We start from the raw sequence: 17699 nt of genomic DNA, 5'->3' as shown, positions 1-17699 counted from the left end.
GCGTGCCCTCTCACTCCGGTGCGAACTCCCCGAAGGGTTTCGACTCGTGGCTCCGGACGAGTACCTCGTCGGAGACGGTGATGCCCATATCGAGCAGTTCCTGGGCGACGGGCGTGATGTCGTTGTCCGACTCGCCGACGACGGTGACGAGCAGGTTCTCCTCGCCCGTGACCAGTTCCTGCACGGAGACGACGCCGTCGATATCGAGGATTTCCGGAATGAGTGATCCTCGTTCGGGGATCGAGGCCGTACAGAAGAGGAGCATCCGGAGCGGATAGCCCGACTGCTGGTAGTCGACTTCGGCGCTGTACCCCTTGATCACGCCAGCGGATTCGAGCCGCCGGATGCGCTTGCGGACCGTGCTGTCCGACGTGCCGGTGCGCTCCGCGATGTCGCCCGACGACATGTTTCGCGCGTCCTCCTGGAGGGCGTGCAGGATCGCCCGATCCACGTCGTCGATGTCGTCGTCGGCCATACGATGCACGTCGTCCGTCCGCGGCAAAGGCGCTTCGCCCGTCACGGATAGTCAGGCGTCGTCGAGGCTCGGATGCGTCGGCTGGTCGGAGGGATGTGGCGCCGCGAACCGCTCGCGCATCGTCTCCCGGGCCGTGTCTTCGCGCGCCCGCCGTTCCGTGTCGTCGATTTCCTCACACCCCGGTGGCAGGTCCCGGCCGCGGTCGGTGAAGTAGCCGTCGGGCGCCACCCAGTCGTGGTAGAAGGGGTGGTCGGCGTCCTCTAGCATCGTCACCGCCACCTCCGCCCCGTGGCCGGCGCTCACGACGGCCTGATGCGGTTTGCCGGCGAGGCGACCGGCTGCGTACAGGCCCTCGACGGCCGTCCGTCCGCGTTCGTCCGTCACCACGAACGACTTCCCGCGGTCGACGAGTTCGACATCCGCGGGCAGGTAGTCGACCGCGTTCTTCGTCGCGGCGATCACGTAGTCGGCCCGGTACTCCTCGCCAGCGGCGGTTTCGACGGCGAACTCGTCGCCATCGCGGGCGACCCGCGTCACCTCGGCCTCGCGGCGGTCGGCGCCCGCCCGGTCCGCGCCCTCGGCCATCATATCGAGCAACAGGCGGGCGTTGACGCCGGCGGGGAAGCCGGGGTAGTTCTCCAGATGGGCGTTGCGACGGAGGATGGAGTCACCCGCGTCGCCGGACTGCGTCCGGCTGCCAGAGGGACTTCGTCCCTCTCTGTTCAGAACGCGCGTCTCGAAGTCGGCACGAGCGGCGAACGTGGCCGCCGACAGGCCGGCGACGCCGCCGCCGACGATCACGACGGATGGCTGGGTCGTCATACACCTCCGGACGGCGGAGGCACACTTGTACCCGCCGCAATTCCGCGACAGCGTTATACTGTGTGACCGCGTCTCACACCGGATGGAAGACGTGTTCGTCGGGAGTCTCATGTCGGCGCCAGTCCACTCGGTCGGCGGCGACGCCACACTCCGGGAGGCGGGACGGGTACTGCTCGACCACGACATCGGCTCCGTGGTCGTCGTCGACGAGGCGGGCAGCCTGCGGGGTATCCTCACCGCCACCGACTTCGTGCGCGTCGTCGCCGACGGCGAGGAGAGCGCGTCGACGCCCGTCTCGACGGTCATGAGCCACGACGTGGTGACGACGACGGGAAACGAACCCATCACCGTCGCGGCCGATCTGATGGTCGAGAGCGGCCACTACCACCTCCCGGTGGTCGACGGGGAGAGCGTAATCGGCGTGATTACCGCGGCGGATCTGGCCGCGTATCTCTCGACCATCCGACCGCCACACCCGCCGTGGCGATAACTACTCGTCCGGACGCACGCTCGCGCGGAGGGCGACGCGGGCCACGTTGGCGCCGCAGTCGGCGGTGCGGGTGAGGCTGGCGAGTACGCGCGAGAGGGCGTAGGCGCCGGGGGGCGACCGCTCGAAGAGCGCCCGATCCAGCGCGCGGAGATCGTCGCCGACGGCGTCGCGTCGATCCAGCGCCTCGTGGGCGCGCTCGGCGGAGGTTTCGAGGACGGCCGTCGTCGCCGTCTCGGCCACCTCACAAGTCGCCCCCGCGAGGGCGCCCACCTCCGCGAACACGTCGTCGTCGACCGTCGGATCGATCCGGCTGGCGAGCGCGCCGATGCGGACGGCGTGGTCGGCGATCCGTTCGAGCTGGCGCGCGACAAGATAGTAATCGAACAGCTCCGACCGACGCACGTCGAGGTCGTCGATCTCCGCGAAATCGGCGAGCGAGCGGTTGAAGTGGCGGGTGATCATCTCGAACAGTCGATCCACCTCGTCGTCGCGTCCGGCGAGCCGGTCGGATTCCCGCTCGGTGGCTCGATTCGCCACGCGCTCGATAGCAGTGCGGTGCATCGAGCACGCGGTGAACTGGAGCTGGATCACCGACTGCCGGATCGACACCTCCGAGGCGTCGAGCAGGTTCTCGACGACGAGCCGATCCGTCGTCTCCTCGGTGACCGAGAGTCCCACCATGGTCTGGACGAGTCGGCGAACGGCCCGCCGCTCGTCGGCGGTGAACTCGGTGGTCTCGGGCGCGAGGAGGGTGATGGTGTCGTAGCCGACGGCGTACGCCGCGCGGAGGGCGCGCTCGACCGCGTTGGTGTCTGCCGTCGGCAGGTCGACCGTCACCGCCGAGAGCGGACCGCCGTCCTGCGCCGCGCTCCGGACGACCAGCGAGCCGTCGGTGTGGGGGTAGAGGTGGATGGGCATCCCCGCTTCGAGATGATGCTCCGTGGCCCATTCTTTGGGCAGGGAGACCGAATACGTCGAACCGCCGATCTTCTGGAGTTTGCGGGTTTCCATGTTAGACGAGTGCCGGGTCGCTTTCGACCATGTACAGGGTGCGTGCGGCGATGTTGACGGCGTGGTCACCGACGCGTTCGAGGTCGCGAACGACGAGCAGGAGCCGGGACACGTCGTCCAGCAACTCCTCGACGGCCCAGGAGTCGCCCTCGTCGACCTCGTGTTCGATCAACTCCCGGACCACGCGCTCGCTTGCCCGCTGACACAGCACGTCGAGTTCGTCGTCGCGCTCGGCGATGTCCCGACACAGGGCGGCGTCGTCGGTCCGGTAGGCGACCATCGCGTCGTCGAGCATCTCGCGTGCGAGGTCGCCGATTGCGGAGAGATCGACTTCCTCGAACCGCTTGCGGTCCGCCGCCAGCGTGTACTGCGCGAGGTTGACCGCCAGATCACCGACGCGTTCGAGATCGGTGAGGATCTTGAACGACGAGGCGACGAAACGGAGGTCGCTGGCGACGGGTTGTTGGCGGGCGAGTAGCTGGATACACCGCGATTCGAGGTCGAGATACCGCCGGTCGACCTCGTCGTCGGCGCCGGCGACCGCGCGGGCGGCGGCCTCGTCGACCGTCGACAGCGCCATCAGGGCGCGGTCGAGACGGCTGCCGACGAGATTACCCATCGCGAGCACGTCCGCGCGAAGATCGGCAAGCGACTGCTGGTACTCGTCTCGGGTCACGGCTATCCGAACTTGCCGGTGATGTAGTCCTCGACGCGCTGGCTCCGGGGATTCTCGAAGATCTGGTCGGTGTCGCCGTACTCGACCAGTTGCCCGCCGGTCAGGAACACGGCGGTCTGGTCGGAGATGCGCGCCGCCTGTTGCATGTTGTGGGTGACGATGACGACCGTGTAGTCCTCCGCGAGGTCACCGATGAGATCCTCGATTTTCGCCGTGGCGATGGGGTCGAGCGCGGACGCCGGTTCGTCCATCAGGATGACCTCGGGATCGGTCGCCAGACAGCGAGCGATGCAGAGTCGCTGTTGCTGGCCACCCGAGAGGCCGAGCGCGTTGTCGTCGAGGCGATCGTTCACCTCGTCCCACAGCGCCGCGTTCTTCAGCGACCGTTCGACGAGTTCGCGCTCCTTCTCCCGGTCGTCGCGGCCGAGCAACCGAGCGAGCAGCCCCTTGTCGATGTCGCCGTGCTTTCGCGGTCCGTAGGAGATGTTGTCGCGAATCGACTTCGGGAACGGGTTCGGCGCCTGAAACACCATCCCGACCCGCTTGCGGAGTTCGACCAGATTGATGCCGTCCTGGTAGATTTCCTCGCCGTCGAGTTCGACGGAGCCCTCGACCCGCGCGGCCTTGATGCGGTCGTTCATCCGGTTCAGACACCGCAGGAACGTCGATTTCCCACAGCCCGAGGGGCCGATGAGGGCCGTGACGCTCTCGGCGGGAATGTCGATCGAGATGCCGTCGAGCGCGTGATCGTCGCCGTAGTACACGTCGAGGTCCGTCGCGGAGAGTTTCGTCTCGCCGGCGAAGTCGTAGTCGAGCCACTCCTCGCGGACTCGCTCGTCGGTCTCGCCGGTGGTCGTCTGATCGGGCTGTGCGTCTTCGGTCTGATCGAGTTCGACGTTACTCATGGTGTAGTTTCCTCCGGAAGTAGATCCGGCTCCCGACGCCGACGGCGTAGAGACCGATGACGAGGAGGAGCAAGACGAGCGCGGTCCCCCACCCGTACTCCGTGCTGGAGAAGGCGGGGTGGTCGAACACGCCCGCGGTGATCGACGAGTAGAGCTGATAGGGCAGGGCGCTCGCCGGCGACAGGAGCGCCTCGTTGGTGACGAACGGCGGCGTCGTGCTGAAGCGGAACGACTGGAGTACCTGCGGCCCCGCGCTCGGGAACGGTGAGCCGCCGAACACCAGCAGGAGGGGTGCCGTCTCGCCGGCGATGCGGCCGACGCCGAGGATGACGCCCGTGATGACGCCGGGCATCGCTGCGGGAACGACGACACTGCGGATCGTCTCCCACTTCGTGACTCCCAGCGCCGCGCTGGCGTCGCGGTACTCGTCGGGGACGGCCTTGATCGCCTCTCGGGAGGTGATCAGGACGAGGGGCAAGAGCATGAAGCCGAGCACCAGCTGGCCGACGAAGATGGAGTTGCCCCCGCTGATGCGGGGCACGAGGAAGGCCAGTCCGAACAGGCCGAAGACGATGCTCGGCGTGCTCCACAGGCCGTTGGTCGCCACCTCGACGAGCTGGGTGAACCGGCCCTGCTCGGCGTACTCGGTGAGGAAGATGGCGGCGCCGACACCGAGCGGCACGGCGAAGGTGACGGCCCCGAGAACGAGCCACAGCGTGCCGACGATAGCGGGCATGACACCCGGAATGTCGACGAACAGGCCACCGGGGACGTTCGTCACGAACGGCACCTCGATCCAGGGGAGTGTCACGCCGAACAGGCGCACCTGTCCGCCAGTGAGGCTCGCCCCCGTCAGCATCACGTCGAGACCCTGGACGATGATGAACATGATCAGCAGGGCGAGAACGCCGAGCATCGAGAAGACCGTCAGCCCGACGAGCCAGTAGGCGCCGTGTTGCCGCCCCTGGGCGCCGTACCCCCGTCTGGCCTTGGCGGCGCTCCAGAGACCCAACAGCGCGCCGTGGATGACGAGGACGGGGACGAGTTCCGAGCCGGGGAACTCGGCGCCGGTCCAGCCCGGCGTCCACGTCCAGCCCGCGTTGATGTGGCCGGAGACGATGACGTAGCCGATCAAGCCGAGCAGGAGAGCGATTGGAAGCGTCGAGCCGAGATCCTCGCGTGGGTAGATGGCGGCGACGCACCCGAGCAGTCCGAACGCGACGGCCCCGGACCCCCACACGACGAGTGCGTTACCACCCCACTGGGCGGCGGCGAGACCGCCGACGATTGCCCAGAGCAGGCCGAAGATAGCGCCGACGGTCAAACCCGCGCTGTCGGACGGCGTCGAATCGACGTAGTCGAAATACGAGCCGAGTCCGGCGAACGCGAGGCCGGCCGCGAGGACGAACAGCGACCCCCCGAGCAGGTGAAACAGCTGAAATCCGACGTACGTCCCCGTCTCGTCGAGCCACTGGAAGATGGTGCCCCACGAGGCTAGGAAGCCGAGGAGCGAGACGGCGATGACGACGTTGGCCACCAGATCGCCGAGCGACGACTCGCCGGTCACGAGACCGGTGCGTTCGACGTTACTCACGCGTTCTCACCGCCGAGTTTCGTGTGCATCCGCCACTCGATCCACTGGGAGGTGACGCTGAGGACCATCACCATGAAAAAGAGAACGACGCCGGCGGCGAACAGCGCGCTCATGTGGAGGCCGCTCGCGTTGCCGCCCTCGAAGGCGATGACCGTCGTCAGCGTCTCGCCGTAGTTGGTGAACACGTCGAAGACGGGCGTCGGAAACCCCTTGGTATGAGAGAGCATGACCGTCGCGGCCATCGTCTCACCCATGGCGCGCCCGACGCCGAGGAGGACGCCGGCGGAGACGCCAGACAGCGCCGCCGGGATGGTGACGCTCTTGGTCGTCTGCCAGTTCGTCGACCCCATCGCCAGCGACCCACTTTGCATCGACTCCGGCACCGTCGAGAGAGCGTCCTCCGCGACGCTCACCACCGTCGGGAGCGCCATGATGCCGATCATGATACCCGCCGCGAAGTAGTTGCCAATCGTCGGCGTTCGGAACTCGGTGTAGAGGTACTGGTTGAAGATGGTGAGGCCGATGAAGCCGTAGGTGATCGACGGGATGCCGGCCATCAGTTCGATACCCGGTTTGACGACCTCGCGGAGCCGTCGGGGAGCGATTTCGCTGACGAAGACGGCGCCGGCGATACCCAGCGGCGCCGCGATGATCGTCGCGATGACCGTCGTGAGCGCGGTGCCGATCATCATCGGCGTCAGCGCGTAGACGTCGTTCTGGCCCCACAGCGGCTGGCCGGTCCGGGTCAGCAGGGACAGCCCCATCTCCGCGACGATGGGAGCCGACCGGAGCAGGAGGAAGACGATGATGAGCGACAGGATCGAGACCGTCGCCACGGTGGTGAGGAAGGTCAGCCCCTTCACGAGTTCCGCCTGATACCGCCGCCAGCCGATGACGGCCGTCGCGAGGAGAGCGAGGATGGGGACGATAGTCCACTGGGAGCCCTGCAGGAACAGGACGAATGCCACGGCCGTCGACAGGCCACCGAGGAGGTGCATCAGAAGCGCCCCGTCTTCCGTCCGCACGCGGTAGTTGCGGGCGAACGTGGCGGCCGCTGAGAGTTCGTGCGTCGCGCGTGTTTGTATCGATTGTAACATGCGAAAATTGGGGTACGGTCGATAGGTCGGCCGCTCGACGGACGCCTTACGAGAAGTTCGACGGAGCGACCTTCTCGCGCTCGGTCCGGAGCCGATCCTTCGGGAGCTTGAAGTAGTTGTTCGACGCGACGAACGTCTCCTGTCCGAAGTCACTCAGGAGGAAGTTGATGAAGCAGGCTTCCTTCCGGGAGGTGCCCTCCCACGTGTACGCGTGGAGGTCACGCGAGAGCGGGTACTCCTGCGCACCGAGGTTGTTGCCGTACTCGTACACCGTGCCGTCGATTTCGAGGCCGATGGGCGGCGTCGCGCCGTCCGGCTCGACGAACGCCAGCGCGATGTAGGCGATGGCGTTGTCGACCTGCCCGATGGCCTGCTGGAGCTGCTGGTTCTGGCCGAAGCGCTGGTCGGGGCTGATCGGCGCGTTCGGGTCGCCGAAGACGTTGTTCCGGAAGGCGGTGTCGGTCCCCGAACCCTCGGCGCGGCCGAGCGCGAGGATTTCGCGGTCCGGGCCGCCGAGCTCCGACCAGTTCGTGATCTCCTGCCGGTAGATCTGGCGGAGCTGTTCGATGGTGATCTGGGTGACGCCCGCGTCGTAGATTTCGCGACTGACGACGATGGGCTGGCCGTCGACGCCGACGACGTGGTCGGTGAACTTATCGAGCGTCGCGTCGCTCACGCCGGAGCCGGCGAGTTCGGCCTGTGCGGGGGCCGAGGAGTCACCGATGTCGACGCGACCCTCCATGACGCCCTCGACACCCGTCCCCGAGTGCGAGAGGGCGACGCTCGCGCGGAACGGCGGCACCGAGCGCTGCCCCGTCGATTCGTAGCCGTAGTCCTGCGCGAAGAAGTCCGCGAGGCGCATGTCCGTGTCGTACTCCTCGCTGGCCCACGACTGCGGCCAGTAGTCCTCGTCGCCCGCCTCGGGGTTGGAGTTCCAGTAGCTCGCACCCGTGTTCGTGATCGGGAACACGGTCGAGGAGCCGTCGGCGGTCAGGACGCTCGTGTCCATCCCGCTCGACGAACTGTCGTTGCTCTCGGTCTGGGTCGGCGTGCCGTCGGACTCCGAACCGCCCGAACTCCCGCCGGATTCGCCGCCGCTACTGCCACCGGACTGGCCACCACAGCCGGCGAGACCTGCGACCGCGCCGGTACCCGTGACCAGCATGAATTTGCGCCGCGATGCGCCGTCGAACGTCCGGTTTGAATCGACCATCACCAGACAGACTTCCAGTTCCAATAAAGGGGCTTTATATGAGCCGTACGTGGGGGTCTGAACTCCTCGTATCGGTCCATGCCGCCACCCATCGCTCCCCCGTCCAACGTCCCCCTATCACGTCGTACGGCCGGGTACATTGAGCTATGTAGACGAGGGGAGACGATCCGACGGCGTCGTTCGCCACGAAACCCCTTTGCGTCCCCGCCCCGCGGTGAGGGGTATGGACGAACGCGACCCGCTGGCCGACCGCGAGTGGCGGCTGATCCGCGAGGAGGCGTGGTCGGGGCCGATGAACATGGCGCTCGACGAGATTGCAGCGGAGACGGCCGCCGCCGGCGGCCCCCGAACCCTGCGAGTGTACCGGTGGGACCCCAGCACGCTCTCGCTGGGCTACCACCAGGACCCCGACACCGTCGACTGGGCCCACTGCGAGCGCGAGGGCGTCGGCGTCACGCGCCGCCCGACCGGCGGCGGCGGCATCTACCACGACAACTTCGGCGACATCTCCTACACCATCGTCGCACCGAAAGCGGAACTCCCCAGCGACCTCGTGGAGTCGTATCACCGGCTCTGCCGGCCGATCCTCGACGCCTTCGAGCGGATGGGCGTCCCGGCACGATTCGCGGAGACCGAGCGGCCGGCCGCCCACGCGCCCGCCTGTTACCTGCGCGAACTCCACCCCGCACACGACGTGGTCGTGCCCGGTGCGGACGGGCGAGAGCGGAAGGTGAGCGGCAACGCCCAGCACCGGCGGACGGACGCCGTCGTCCAGCACGGCTCGCTCACCTACGCGGTCCGCCCGGAGCGTCACCTCGCCGTGTTCACCGACCCCGCAGCCGACGCCGCGACGTTCCGCGAACGAGTGACGGGTATCGACGACCACGCGGACATCGAACGGTCCGAGGCGGTCGACGCCCTCGAAGCGGCACTGAGTGAGTGGGCGGACGCCGAAGCGGGCGAGTGGACCGACGACGAACTCGACCGGGCGCGCGAGCGGGCGGAAGACAAGTACGCGGACGACGCGTGGACGAAGCGACGGCCGGGCGAGCGCGATAGTAGCGATTGAAACTGTTTGCACAGCCGATCGCAGTACGGTGAGCGATCGGCTGTGCGATGACTTTCAATTGGTACTATAGAAGCCGAACGTCTCGGCGTCGGACACGTCGAGTTCTTCGACGATGGCCTCGTGAATCTCGCCCACCTGCGGCGTGTCTCGGGTGGGGTCGAGCCAGTGGTCGCCCAGCCACCGATACCGGACGGTCAGGTCCGAATCGAGCAGGAAACACGACCGCCGGGAGCGGCGCGTGATGCCGAGCGTGCGGTAGGTGACGCCGAAGGCGTCCGCCAGTTCGAGGTCGGGATCGGTGTAGAGCGGGAAGCTCAGATCGAGATAGTCGATGAAGCGGCGGTGGAGGCCGGCGCTCGACTTGCTACAGCCGACGACCTGCACGTGATCACCGCTCGAGAACCAGTCGAAATCGCGGAACGAGCACCACTCGTCAATGCAGTCGGGGCTGAAATCCGCCGTGTAGAAACTGAGCAACACCGGACAGTCCGCGACCAGTTCGCCGAGCGTCACGTCCTCGGCCGTTCCGTCCGGCCGGACGAGCGTGACGCCCACGTCCGCCACCGTCTCGCCCACCGCTATCGGCCCGTCCATACTGGGCGTTCGACAGACACCGCCAAAACCGTTGGCTTCGAGCGATTCGAAGCGCCTTTGCTCGCTCGATTCCACCCACTCGTATGCGAGTTGGAGCACACGTATCCGTCGCCGGCGGCGTCGACAACGCCGTGGACAACCAGCGCGAGGTCGGCGGCAACTGCGGACAGATCTTCACCCACTCTCCCCAGGTGTGGCAGGACCCGAACGTCGGTGACGACGAGGCCGCAGCCTTCCGGGAGGGAACCGCCGAACACCTCGACGGTCCGTGGGTCATCCACTCCTCCTATCTCGTCAACCTCTGTACGCCCAAAGACGACCTGCGCGCGAAGTCCATCGAGAGCATGCAACGCGAGGTCGACGCCGCGGACACACTCGGCATCGCGTACGTGAACGTCCACCTCGGCGCCCACACGGGAGCAGGCGTCGACGGCGGCCTCGACAACGCCGTGAGCGCCCTTGACGAACTCGACGTGCCCGACGGCGTGACCGTCCTCGTCGAGAGCGACGCGGGGAGCGGCACGAAACTTGGCGGCGACTTCGAACACCTCGCGACGGTCCTCGACGAGAGCGATCACGACCTCGGCGTCTGTCTCGACACCGCCCACGCGTTCGCCGCGGGCTACGACCTCTCGACGCCCGCCGGCGTCGACGAGACGGTCGACGAATTCGACGACGTGATCGGTCTCGACGACCTCCACTGCATCCACCTCAACGACTCCAAGCACGCCTGCGGGACGAACAAGGACGAACACGCCCACATCGGCGAGGGGAAGATCGGCGTCGACGGCATGCGCCGGATCGTCACCCACCCCGCCCTGCGCGAGACGCCGTTCGTGCTGGAGACGCCGAACGAGGACGGCAAGGGCTTCGCGTGGAACATCGACCGCGTGCGCGAACTGGCGGAGTAACGGAGTCACGACGCTTTTCCCGCGACCCGCCGTAACCCACGACGAATGAGCGACGGCATCACCAGACGCGACGTACTCGCCGGCGGCGCGGGGATCGGCGCCGGCGTCGTCGGCCTCGGGACGCCGCTCGTCGGCGACGCTCGCGCCCAAGAGTCGACGACACCGGTGACGGTCGCCACCCGCAACTGCTATCTCGGCGCCAACCTCTTTCGCCTCCTCGTGGCGGCGACGGAGGGGAGCGAGGCGGTCCAGACGGCGGTGAGCGACCTGCTCCGATCGGTCGATCGGAGTCACGTCCCGGCGCGTCTCGACGCCATCGCGGCCGAAATCGGCCGAACGGAGCCCGATCTGGTCGGCCTGCAGGAAGCCGCACTGATCCGGACCGGCGAGCCGACGAGCGGAACGACGCCGACGGCGACGGAGGTGCGACACGACTTCCGGGAGACGCTGCTGACGGCGCTCGACGACCGCGACCTCCCGTACCGCGTCGTCGACGCCGTGGAGACGACCGACTTCCAACTGCCCGCGACGGTCGACGGCGAGCGCAAGGCGGTGCGGCTAACCGATCGCGACCTGCTTCTCGCCCACGAGGACGTGACGATCGGCGAGGTGACGGCGGGGCGGTTCGACGCCGCCGTCTCGCTGTCGGAGGACGGCCGCGCGATTTCGGTCGAGCGTGGCTACCAGATTGCCGACGCGACGGTCGGCGACACACGACTGACGTTCTGTAATACACATCTCGAATCGGCGTCGACCGAGACGCGCCTGCAACAGGCAGTGGAACTGGAGGGCTTGCTGGCCGAGCGCCGCGATCCGATCGCCCTCGTCGGCGACCTCAACAGTGGCCCGGGCGGGTCACTCGGCGCCTACGACCGACTGCTGGAGACGTTCCGCGACGCCGCCGACGGCGTCGGCCACACCTGCTGTCACGCCGCGGGCCTCCGGAACGACGAGGTGTCGCTCAGCGCACGGATCGACCACATCCTCGTCCAGGGTGCCATCGGCGCGACGGACGTGACGCGGGTCGGCGCCGACCCGGCCAACCGGATCAGCGTCGACGGCGACCGACTCTGGCCGTCCGATCACGCGGGCGTGGTGGCGACGCTGGTTCCGGGACAGGAGTCGACGGCGACGCCGACAGCGACCGGAACGGAAACGGACACGCCGGCGCCCACCCCGACGGGGACGCCGTCACCGCCCCCGACCACCTCGTCGTCCGGCTACTCAGTCCGGGTCGACGACAATACGACCGTCGAGGTGCCCGGGTTCGGCGCGGCGACGGCCGCGGTGTCGGTGCTGGCGGCCGCCCTCGCCGCTCGCCGCAGGGCCGGGGACGGGGACGGGGACGACTGAGACTGCCGACAGTACGACTTTTGCCCCCGGACACAGTACGGCGTCCGTGCGCAGATTCTCGGCCGACTACCTCCGCCGGACGCGCGACGGGCTGTGGTCGTCGCGCGAGGCGCTCGCCCCCCTCGACCTGCCGAGCCGTGACCGCGTCCTCGACGTGGGGTGTGGAACCGGCGAGTTGACGCGGGTTCTCGCGTCGGAAGCCGGGGACGGCTGCGAGGTGATCGGCGTCGACGCCGATCCGTCGCTCCTGCGGGTGGCCCGCGAGGAGACGGACCTGCCGGTCGTCGCCGGCGACGCCCTGCGACTCCCCGTCCGCGACGACGCCGCCGACCTCGTGACGTGTCAGGCGCTCCTCGTCAACCTGCCCGATCCGACCGCGGCGCTCCGGGAGTTCCGTCGAGTAGCGAGCGAGGCCGTCGCCGCCGTCGAACCCGACAACGCCGACGTGGCGGTGGAGTCGACGATCGACCGCGAAGTGGACCTCGAACGCCGAGTTCGGGAAGCGTTTCTCGACGGCGTCGCCACCGACGTGGCGCCCGGCGAGCGAATCGTCGAGGCGTTCGAAGCGGCCGGCCTCGTCGACGTTCGGACGCGCCGGCACTACCACCGAAAGGTGATCGAACCGCCGTACGACGAGGGCGATCTGCGGGACGCGACCCGGAAAGCAACCGGAGCCGGATTGGCCGACCACGAGACGGAACTCCGCCGCGCGGTGGGAACGGCGTACGACGACCTCCGGGCGGCGTGGCGGGAGATGGGTCGGGAGGTGATCGACGCGATGCAGGATGGGACCTATCGCCGGGCCGAGGTGGTGCCGTTCGACGTGGTGATCGGGCGGGTGCCGGCGGGGTGAGGATTCAAGTACGACGACGCGGCCACCCGCCCTGTGACCTGACCGTCGTCACGGGGCGGGTCGCGATCGTGTGACGCCGCCGCCTCGTGTCCGCCGTCGGCATTGGCGTCACCTGTTCGTTCCGTCTTACACCACGTCGCCCCGCACCGTTCGCCCCGTCGCCTCGGCGCGACGCTCGCGCATCACGTCCGCCGCTTCGGCGGCGGTCTCCTCGTCGAGTCCCAGCATCTCCAGCGCCCCAGAGAGGGTGGGAAAGGCGAGTTCGCCGCCGCGGAGTTTCGCCATCGCCTCGTCGTCACGCTGACCGTCGGCGTACAGGCAGACGCCGCGGGGGTCGAGGATCTCCTCGTAGGCATCCCGGGCCATCGCCCCCCGGAGTCGCTGGGTGACGTTGTCCGAGAAGGAGGCGTTACACACCTCCAGGTGGATGGGTTCGTCGTCGTTCACGAGGTGCGCGGCGAGGCAGCGCTCCGGCGCCGCGTGTCCGTTGTCGTTCGCGCGGAGGTGTTCGGGGTAGGCCGCGGCCCAGTCGGCGTCGACGGTCTTGCCCACGCCCTCGACGCCGTAGCGCTCCCGGAACTCGCCCTCGCGGTCCGCGTCGCCGCGCATGTGGAGATCCTTGGTGACGTACACGTCGAGGCGGTCGATCGGGTCGAGACCGAGAGCCACGTCGCCGTACACCCACACCTCGCGGACGGGCACAGGGAGAAGCGGTGGTGAGTCGTCCGGGTCCGACGGTGTCTGACTCGCCGTCGACGCTCGGTCCACCAGATCGACGATCTCCGCGGCCCGGTCCAAGGCGGCGTCTCGATCCATCACGCGCCCTTACGCGTCGGCGCGCAAAACGGTTGCTACCGATGGACGCTCGGACGGCCCGAGATCGCCGCTCGGGCAGCCGCTGGCGATGACGACCGACAGCCTCCACAAGACATTTGTTCACTTCTACTGACGTTTCCGTAGCGTGCCACTCACGCGACGCACCCTCCTCGGCTCTGCGTGTGTCCTCACTGGCCTCTCTGGCTGTCTCGGGGGGAGTGAGTCGTCACCAACGGGAACGCCGACCGCGACACCGACACCAACTGCGACGCGGACGGGAACGGTGATCGCCGAATCCTGTTCGGCCTCGGATCCGCCGGCACCGACGGGCGCCGCGACGGACCCGAAGCCGTATCCCGAGCAGCCGAGCGAACTGTCCCGCGAGTCCGTCGGTTCGTTCGTCGAGGCGTACGAACGGGTCTACCAGTACAACAGCATGCTCGCCGAGTATCCCGATAAGATCGGCCGCCTCAACGATCTGGATGTCAGCATCAACGAGATCACGGTCACCGTGGAAGAGGAGACCTTCGTCGTCGGGGTCACCGGCCAGACCAACACCGGAATTACGACCGACGACGGGGGCGGTTCGGAGACGCCGACACAGACGCCACTTCCTATGGGTCACTGGCCGTTCGAAACCACGTACAAAGTCTCCGACGAGTTCGTCCGACGTGGCGGGACGGTCTACGAGTGCTGGTGAAGGAGACGAAACCGTGATACGGCCCGCCCAGCAAGGGAGCGTCGATGGACTGCGACAAGTGTGGTCGCGAGGCGGTGATGCACGCCGCCTACTCGGGCGCCCACCTCTGTGACGACCATTTCCGCGCCTCGGTCGAAAAACGCGTGCGCCGCCGCATCCGGGAGGACGACCTCCTGCCGGCGGACGCCTCGCCCGAGAACCCGCAGACGTGGGTGATCGGCCTCTCCGGCGGCAAGGACAGCGTCGTCCTCACCCAGATTCTGGTGGAGACGTTCGGCCGCGACCCCCGTGTCGAACTCGTCGCGCTCTCGATCCACGAGGGGATCGAGGGCTACCGCGACGAGAGCCTCGACGCCTGTCGAGAACTGACTGCCGACCTCGAACTCCACCACGAAGTCGTGTCGTACGCCGACGAACTCGGTGTGCGGATGGACGACGTGGTGGAGAAAGACCCCGAGAACATGGCCGCCTGCGCCTACTGCGGCGTGTTCCGGCGCGACCTGCTGGAATCCTACGCCGAGGAACTCGGCGCCGACAAACTCCTGACGGGTCACAACCTCGACGACGAGGCCCAGACGGCGCTCATGAACTTCTTCGAGGGCGACCTGCGACAGATGGCCAAACACTTCGACGCGAGTCTCGGCCCCTTCGACCGCCGGGCCGAGAGCGCCCACTTCGTGCCGCGGGCCAAACCCCTGCGTGACGTGCCGGAGAAGGAGGTGGCGCTGTACGCCCACCTGGCCGACTTGCCGGCCCACATCACGGAGTGCCCCCACGCCAGCGAGGCCTACCGCGGCGAGATCCAGCAACTCCTGCTGGAGATGGAGGAGAACCACCCTGGGACGCGCCACTCGATCATGGCGGGCTACGAGGAACTCGCGGAACTCGCTGCCCAGCGCTACCGCGATACCGACGACACCGACGACCTGGGTGAGTGCGAGCGCTGTGGATCGAGTACGAGCGGTCGCATCTGCCGGAAGTGCCGGCTGGTCGAATCGATCGAGGCGGTGTAAGACGCGGCAGAAAACGAGCGGTTGGTCGACGAAAAGCCGTCGCGGTCGCTACTTGATCACGTCGATGCCGTTGCGCTGTTCGACCTGATTGCGGTCACGACCGCCGTCGGACCAGGATCGCTGATCCTGACCGACATTGTCGCTCGCATCGAATTCCGAAACATCCTCGCCGTTGAGGCTGCGCCGGGACTTCTCGGCCTGTCGCTGCGTCGACGGGCCGAGGACCTGGGCGCTCTGGACGCCGGTCATGATGGCCATGACCCGCACCTTGCCCTTGTACTCCTCCTGGATGCGCGCGCCCCAGATGACGTTGGCGCTCGCCTCCAGTCGTTCGGTGATGTTGTTGGCGATGCCTTCGGCCTCTTTCAGCGTGAGGTCGGGACCGCCGGTGATGTGGACGAGTCCACCGGACGCACCGCGGTAGTCCACGTCCAAGAGGGGGTGGTTCATCGCGTCGCTCACCACCTCTTGTGTCTTGTTCTTGTCCTGCGTCTCGCCGACGAGCATCACCGCGACGCCGCCCTGATTCATGATCGTGGACATGTCCGCGTAGTCCAGGTTGATCAGGGACGGCTGCGTGATAGTCTCGGAGATGCCCTTGACGGTCTCGGCGATGATCTGGTCCATCACGGAGAACGCCTTGCCGATGGGCAGGTTGGGCACGTAGTCCAGCAAGCGGTTGTTGTCGAGGACGATGATCGAATCGGCTTCGCCGCGGAGCTTTTCCAGCCCCTCTTCGGCTTTCACCGTGCGAGCACGCTCGACGTTGAACGGCGTCGACACCATGCCGACGACGATGGCGCCCTGCTCTTTGGCGATCTTGGAGACGACGGGCGCGGCGCCGGTACCGGTACCGCCGCCCATCCCGGCCGTCACGAAGACGAGGTCGGCCTCGCCGAGGACTTCCTTGATCGTCCCCTGGGCCATCTCGGTCGCACGCTCACCCATCGAGGGGTCGCCACCGGCACCGAGCCCCTGAGTCAGCGATTTGCCGACGAGGATCTTCGTGTCGGCCTCAATCATCTTCAGGTGCTGTTTGTCGGTGTTGATGGCGACCGTCTCCGCACCGTCGACGCCGATGTTGTACAGGCGGTTGACGGTGTTGTTGCCGGCGCCACCCGCACCGACGATGACGATGCGCGGGTCGCCGAACGAGTCGTCCTCGTCGGCGTCCCGCTGTTCGGCCTCCTCGCGCTCGATGGCGTCTTGGACGAATCCCTGCATCGTCACACCTTCGCCCAGCCGCGGTTACGGTTGCGCTTCTCGTCACGGGACTCGCTCTGTTCGTTGAGCATCTCGCGGACTGCCGAGCGGATGGCTTCGCTTCGATTCGGGAACTCTCCCGTCTCGACCATCTGTTCGACCTCCTCGATCTGCTGCTTCGGAATTCGTAGTGTCACACGCTCCATTGTTGCATTCCCCCGGTAAGACGGGCGGGGCATCGCCCCGTATGCTGTCTTACACGGCTGAACCGGCCGACAGCGGGGTTTGCGCCCCGTGGCCGGCGACCCTGTAAGACGACCGTCTTACGCGGACATACCAAGAGACCAATACCTTATAAAATTAACGGCCGTTGTAAGACAAACCGGTGTGAGTGCCTTACGGCCGGTCGAGCACGTCCGCCGCTGGGGTGCGACGACCACAGCTCGGACAGAACGCCCAGTCGGATCGAAGCTCGTCGCCACAGTCGCAGAACACGCGGTGTGTAGCCTTCTCGCCGCAGTTCGGGCAGTAGACGTGCCCCGCCGACATCTCCTCGCCACACTGCGAACACGTGTTGTGCGATCCCGTCGTCCCCTCGGCCGTGTCACGCTCCGTCTTACGCGCCGTCGGGTCGGCCTCGCGGTCGACGGACACGTCCGACGGCTCCGCCGTCTCGCCGTCCACCGTGACGTTTACGTTGATCTCCGGTGGTTCGCGCGCTGCGAACGCGTACTCCGCGAGCATCGCTTCGAGCCCGTCCGATCCGGTGTTCGACGACTCGTCACGCTCCGCGTCGTCGAGGTAAGTGCGCAACGCCTCGCGCATCACCTCGCTTTTGGAGGCGTCGAACGCCTCCAGTCGCTCGACGAGATCGTCGTCGGCGCGGAACGTGATCTTGCTCATC

General features: G+C 67.3%; 20 protein-coding genes. 7 read left to right on the top strand and 13 right to left on the bottom strand.

What is annotated here, in order from left to right; genetic code table 11:
* Positions 1 to 10: 10 nt before the first annotated feature.
* Together DU502_RS04020 and DU502_RS04015 are read right to left on the bottom strand one after the other, a co-directional pair.
* Positions 11 to 475: an Lrp/AsnC family transcriptional regulator gene (locus DU502_RS04020; protein ID WP_121919664.1), complete on the bottom strand. Its 465-nt coding sequence runs from the start codon at positions 473 to 475 to the stop codon at positions 11 to 13.
* Positions 476 to 526: 51 nt separating this feature from the next.
* Positions 527 to 1297 carry an FAD-dependent oxidoreductase gene (locus tag DU502_RS04015; RefSeq protein WP_121919665.1) on the bottom strand — a complete coding sequence of 257 codons (771 nt, stop codon included), beginning with the start codon at positions 1295 to 1297 and terminating at the stop codon, positions 527 to 529.
* 82 nt (positions 1298 to 1379) lie between these two features.
* Between DU502_RS04015 and DU502_RS04010 the strand changes: the two genes are divergently transcribed.
* Entirely contained in the window at positions 1380 to 1787 is a 408-nt protein-coding gene (locus tag DU502_RS04010; RefSeq protein ID WP_121919666.1) for a CBS domain-containing protein, read from the top strand.
* Here the strand turns inward: DU502_RS04010 and DU502_RS04005 are convergent, their stop codons facing one another.
* Genes DU502_RS04005 through DU502_RS03980 form a run of 6 tightly spaced genes read right to left on the bottom strand, consistent with a single transcriptional unit; the run spans position 1788 to position 8283 of the window.
* Entirely contained in the window at positions 1788 to 2798 is a 1011-nt protein-coding gene (locus tag DU502_RS04005; protein WP_121919667.1) for a phosphate uptake regulator PhoU, read from the bottom strand.
* Position 2799: 1 nt separating this feature from the next.
* Entirely contained in the window at positions 2800 to 3474 is a 675-nt protein-coding gene (phoU, locus tag DU502_RS04000) for a phosphate signaling complex protein PhoU (RefSeq protein WP_121919668.1), read from the bottom strand.
* Positions 3475 to 3476: 2 nt separating this feature from the next.
* Positions 3477 to 4379, bottom strand: a complete 903-nt coding sequence (gene pstB / locus DU502_RS03995; RefSeq protein ID WP_121919669.1) for a phosphate ABC transporter ATP-binding protein PstB — start codon at positions 4377 to 4379, stop codon at positions 3477 to 3479.
* Positions 4372 to 5973 (bottom strand): phosphate ABC transporter permease PstA, encoded by a 1602-nt coding sequence (pstA, locus tag DU502_RS03990; protein WP_121919670.1) that lies wholly within the window; start codon positions 5971 to 5973, stop codon positions 4372 to 4374. Before pstA ends, pstB begins: the two co-directional genes overlap by 8 nt.
* A complete protein-coding gene (gene pstC / locus DU502_RS03985) occupies positions 5970 to 7070 on the bottom strand; it encodes a phosphate ABC transporter permease subunit PstC (protein WP_121919671.1) in 1101 nt (366 codons plus the stop codon). The genes pstA and pstC overlap by 4 nt, the downstream gene beginning before the upstream one ends.
* Positions 7071 to 7116: 46 nt before the next feature.
* Positions 7117 to 8283, bottom strand: a complete 1167-nt coding sequence (locus tag DU502_RS03980) for a PstS family phosphate ABC transporter substrate-binding protein (protein ID WP_121919672.1) — start codon at positions 8281 to 8283, stop codon at positions 7117 to 7119.
* Between the two features lie 223 nt (positions 8284 to 8506).
* Here DU502_RS03980 and DU502_RS03975 point away from each other — a divergent pair, with 223 nt between their 5' ends.
* On the top strand, positions 8507 to 9352 hold the full coding sequence (locus tag DU502_RS03975) for a lipoate--protein ligase family protein (protein ID WP_121919673.1): 846 nt from the start codon (positions 8507 to 8509) through the stop codon (positions 9350 to 9352).
* A gap of 54 nt (positions 9353 to 9406) precedes the next feature.
* Here DU502_RS03975 and DU502_RS03970 read toward each other — a convergent pair whose 3' ends face one another.
* Positions 9407 to 9946, bottom strand: coding sequence for a redoxin domain-containing protein (locus DU502_RS03970; RefSeq protein WP_121919674.1), 540 nt, complete (start codon positions 9944 to 9946; stop codon positions 9407 to 9409).
* Positions 9947 to 10029: 83 nt separating this feature from the next.
* On the opposite strand from DU502_RS03970, the gene DU502_RS03965 reads away from it, so the two are divergent.
* The 3 genes from DU502_RS03965 to DU502_RS03955 are packed head-to-tail and all read left to right on the top strand — an operon-like array spanning position 10030 to position 13063.
* Entirely contained in the window at positions 10030 to 10857 is an 828-nt protein-coding gene (locus tag DU502_RS03965; protein WP_121919675.1) for a deoxyribonuclease IV, read from the top strand.
* A gap of 45 nt (positions 10858 to 10902) precedes the next feature.
* On the top strand, positions 10903 to 12210 hold the full coding sequence (locus DU502_RS03960) for an endonuclease/exonuclease/phosphatase family protein (RefSeq protein WP_121919676.1): 1308 nt from the start codon (positions 10903 to 10905) through the stop codon (positions 12208 to 12210).
* Positions 12211 to 12256: 46 nt separating this feature from the next.
* Positions 12257 to 13063 carry a methyltransferase domain-containing protein gene (locus tag DU502_RS03955; protein WP_121919677.1) on the top strand — a complete coding sequence of 269 codons (807 nt, stop codon included), beginning with the start codon at positions 12257 to 12259 and terminating at the stop codon, positions 13061 to 13063.
* A 126-nt stretch (positions 13064 to 13189) separates the two neighbouring features.
* On the opposite strand, the gene DU502_RS03950 is transcribed toward DU502_RS03955, so the two are convergent.
* Positions 13190 to 13879, bottom strand: a complete 690-nt coding sequence (locus tag DU502_RS03950) for a DUF7095 family protein (protein ID WP_121919678.1) — start codon at positions 13877 to 13879, stop codon at positions 13190 to 13192.
* Positions 13880 to 14024: 145 nt separating this feature from the next.
* Here DU502_RS03950 and DU502_RS03945 point away from each other — a divergent pair, with 145 nt between their 5' ends.
* Positions 14025 to 14579 (top strand): hypothetical protein, encoded by a 555-nt coding sequence (locus tag DU502_RS03945; RefSeq protein ID WP_124897010.1) that lies wholly within the window; start codon positions 14025 to 14027, stop codon positions 14577 to 14579.
* Positions 14580 to 14623: 44 nt separating this feature from the next.
* Complete coding sequence (gene ncsA / locus DU502_RS03940) at positions 14624 to 15592, top strand: tRNA 2-thiolation protein NcsA (protein ID WP_121919680.1); 969 nt, start codon at positions 14624 to 14626, stop codon at positions 15590 to 15592.
* Between the two features lie 48 nt (positions 15593 to 15640).
* Here the strand turns inward: ncsA and ftsZ are convergent, their stop codons facing one another.
* The 3 genes from ftsZ to DU502_RS03925 all read right to left on the bottom strand — a co-directional run bounded on the left by ftsZ (position 15641) and on the right by DU502_RS03925 (position 17698).
* Positions 15641 to 16816 (bottom strand): cell division protein FtsZ, encoded by a 1176-nt coding sequence (gene ftsZ / locus DU502_RS03935; RefSeq protein WP_121919681.1) that lies wholly within the window; start codon positions 16814 to 16816, stop codon positions 15641 to 15643.
* Between the two features lie 2 nt (positions 16817 to 16818).
* Positions 16819 to 17001 (bottom strand): ribbon-helix-helix domain-containing protein, encoded by a 183-nt coding sequence (locus DU502_RS03930; protein ID WP_121919682.1) that lies wholly within the window; start codon positions 16999 to 17001, stop codon positions 16819 to 16821.
* Between the two features lie 190 nt (positions 17002 to 17191).
* The gene (locus DU502_RS03925) at positions 17192 to 17698 is read right to left on the bottom strand and encodes a double zinc ribbon domain-containing protein (protein WP_121919683.1); all 507 of its coding nucleotides are present in this window, start codon (positions 17696 to 17698) and stop codon (positions 17192 to 17194) included.
* Position 17699 lies beyond the last annotated feature (1 nt).

This window comes from Haloplanus aerogenes (assembly GCF_003856835.1).
Taxonomy (GTDB): domain Archaea; phylum Halobacteriota; class Halobacteria; order Halobacteriales; family Haloferacaceae; genus Haloplanus; species Haloplanus aerogenes.
Note: the sequence above shows the minus strand (reverse complement) of the source record. Positions and strands in the feature narration are given on the sequence as shown.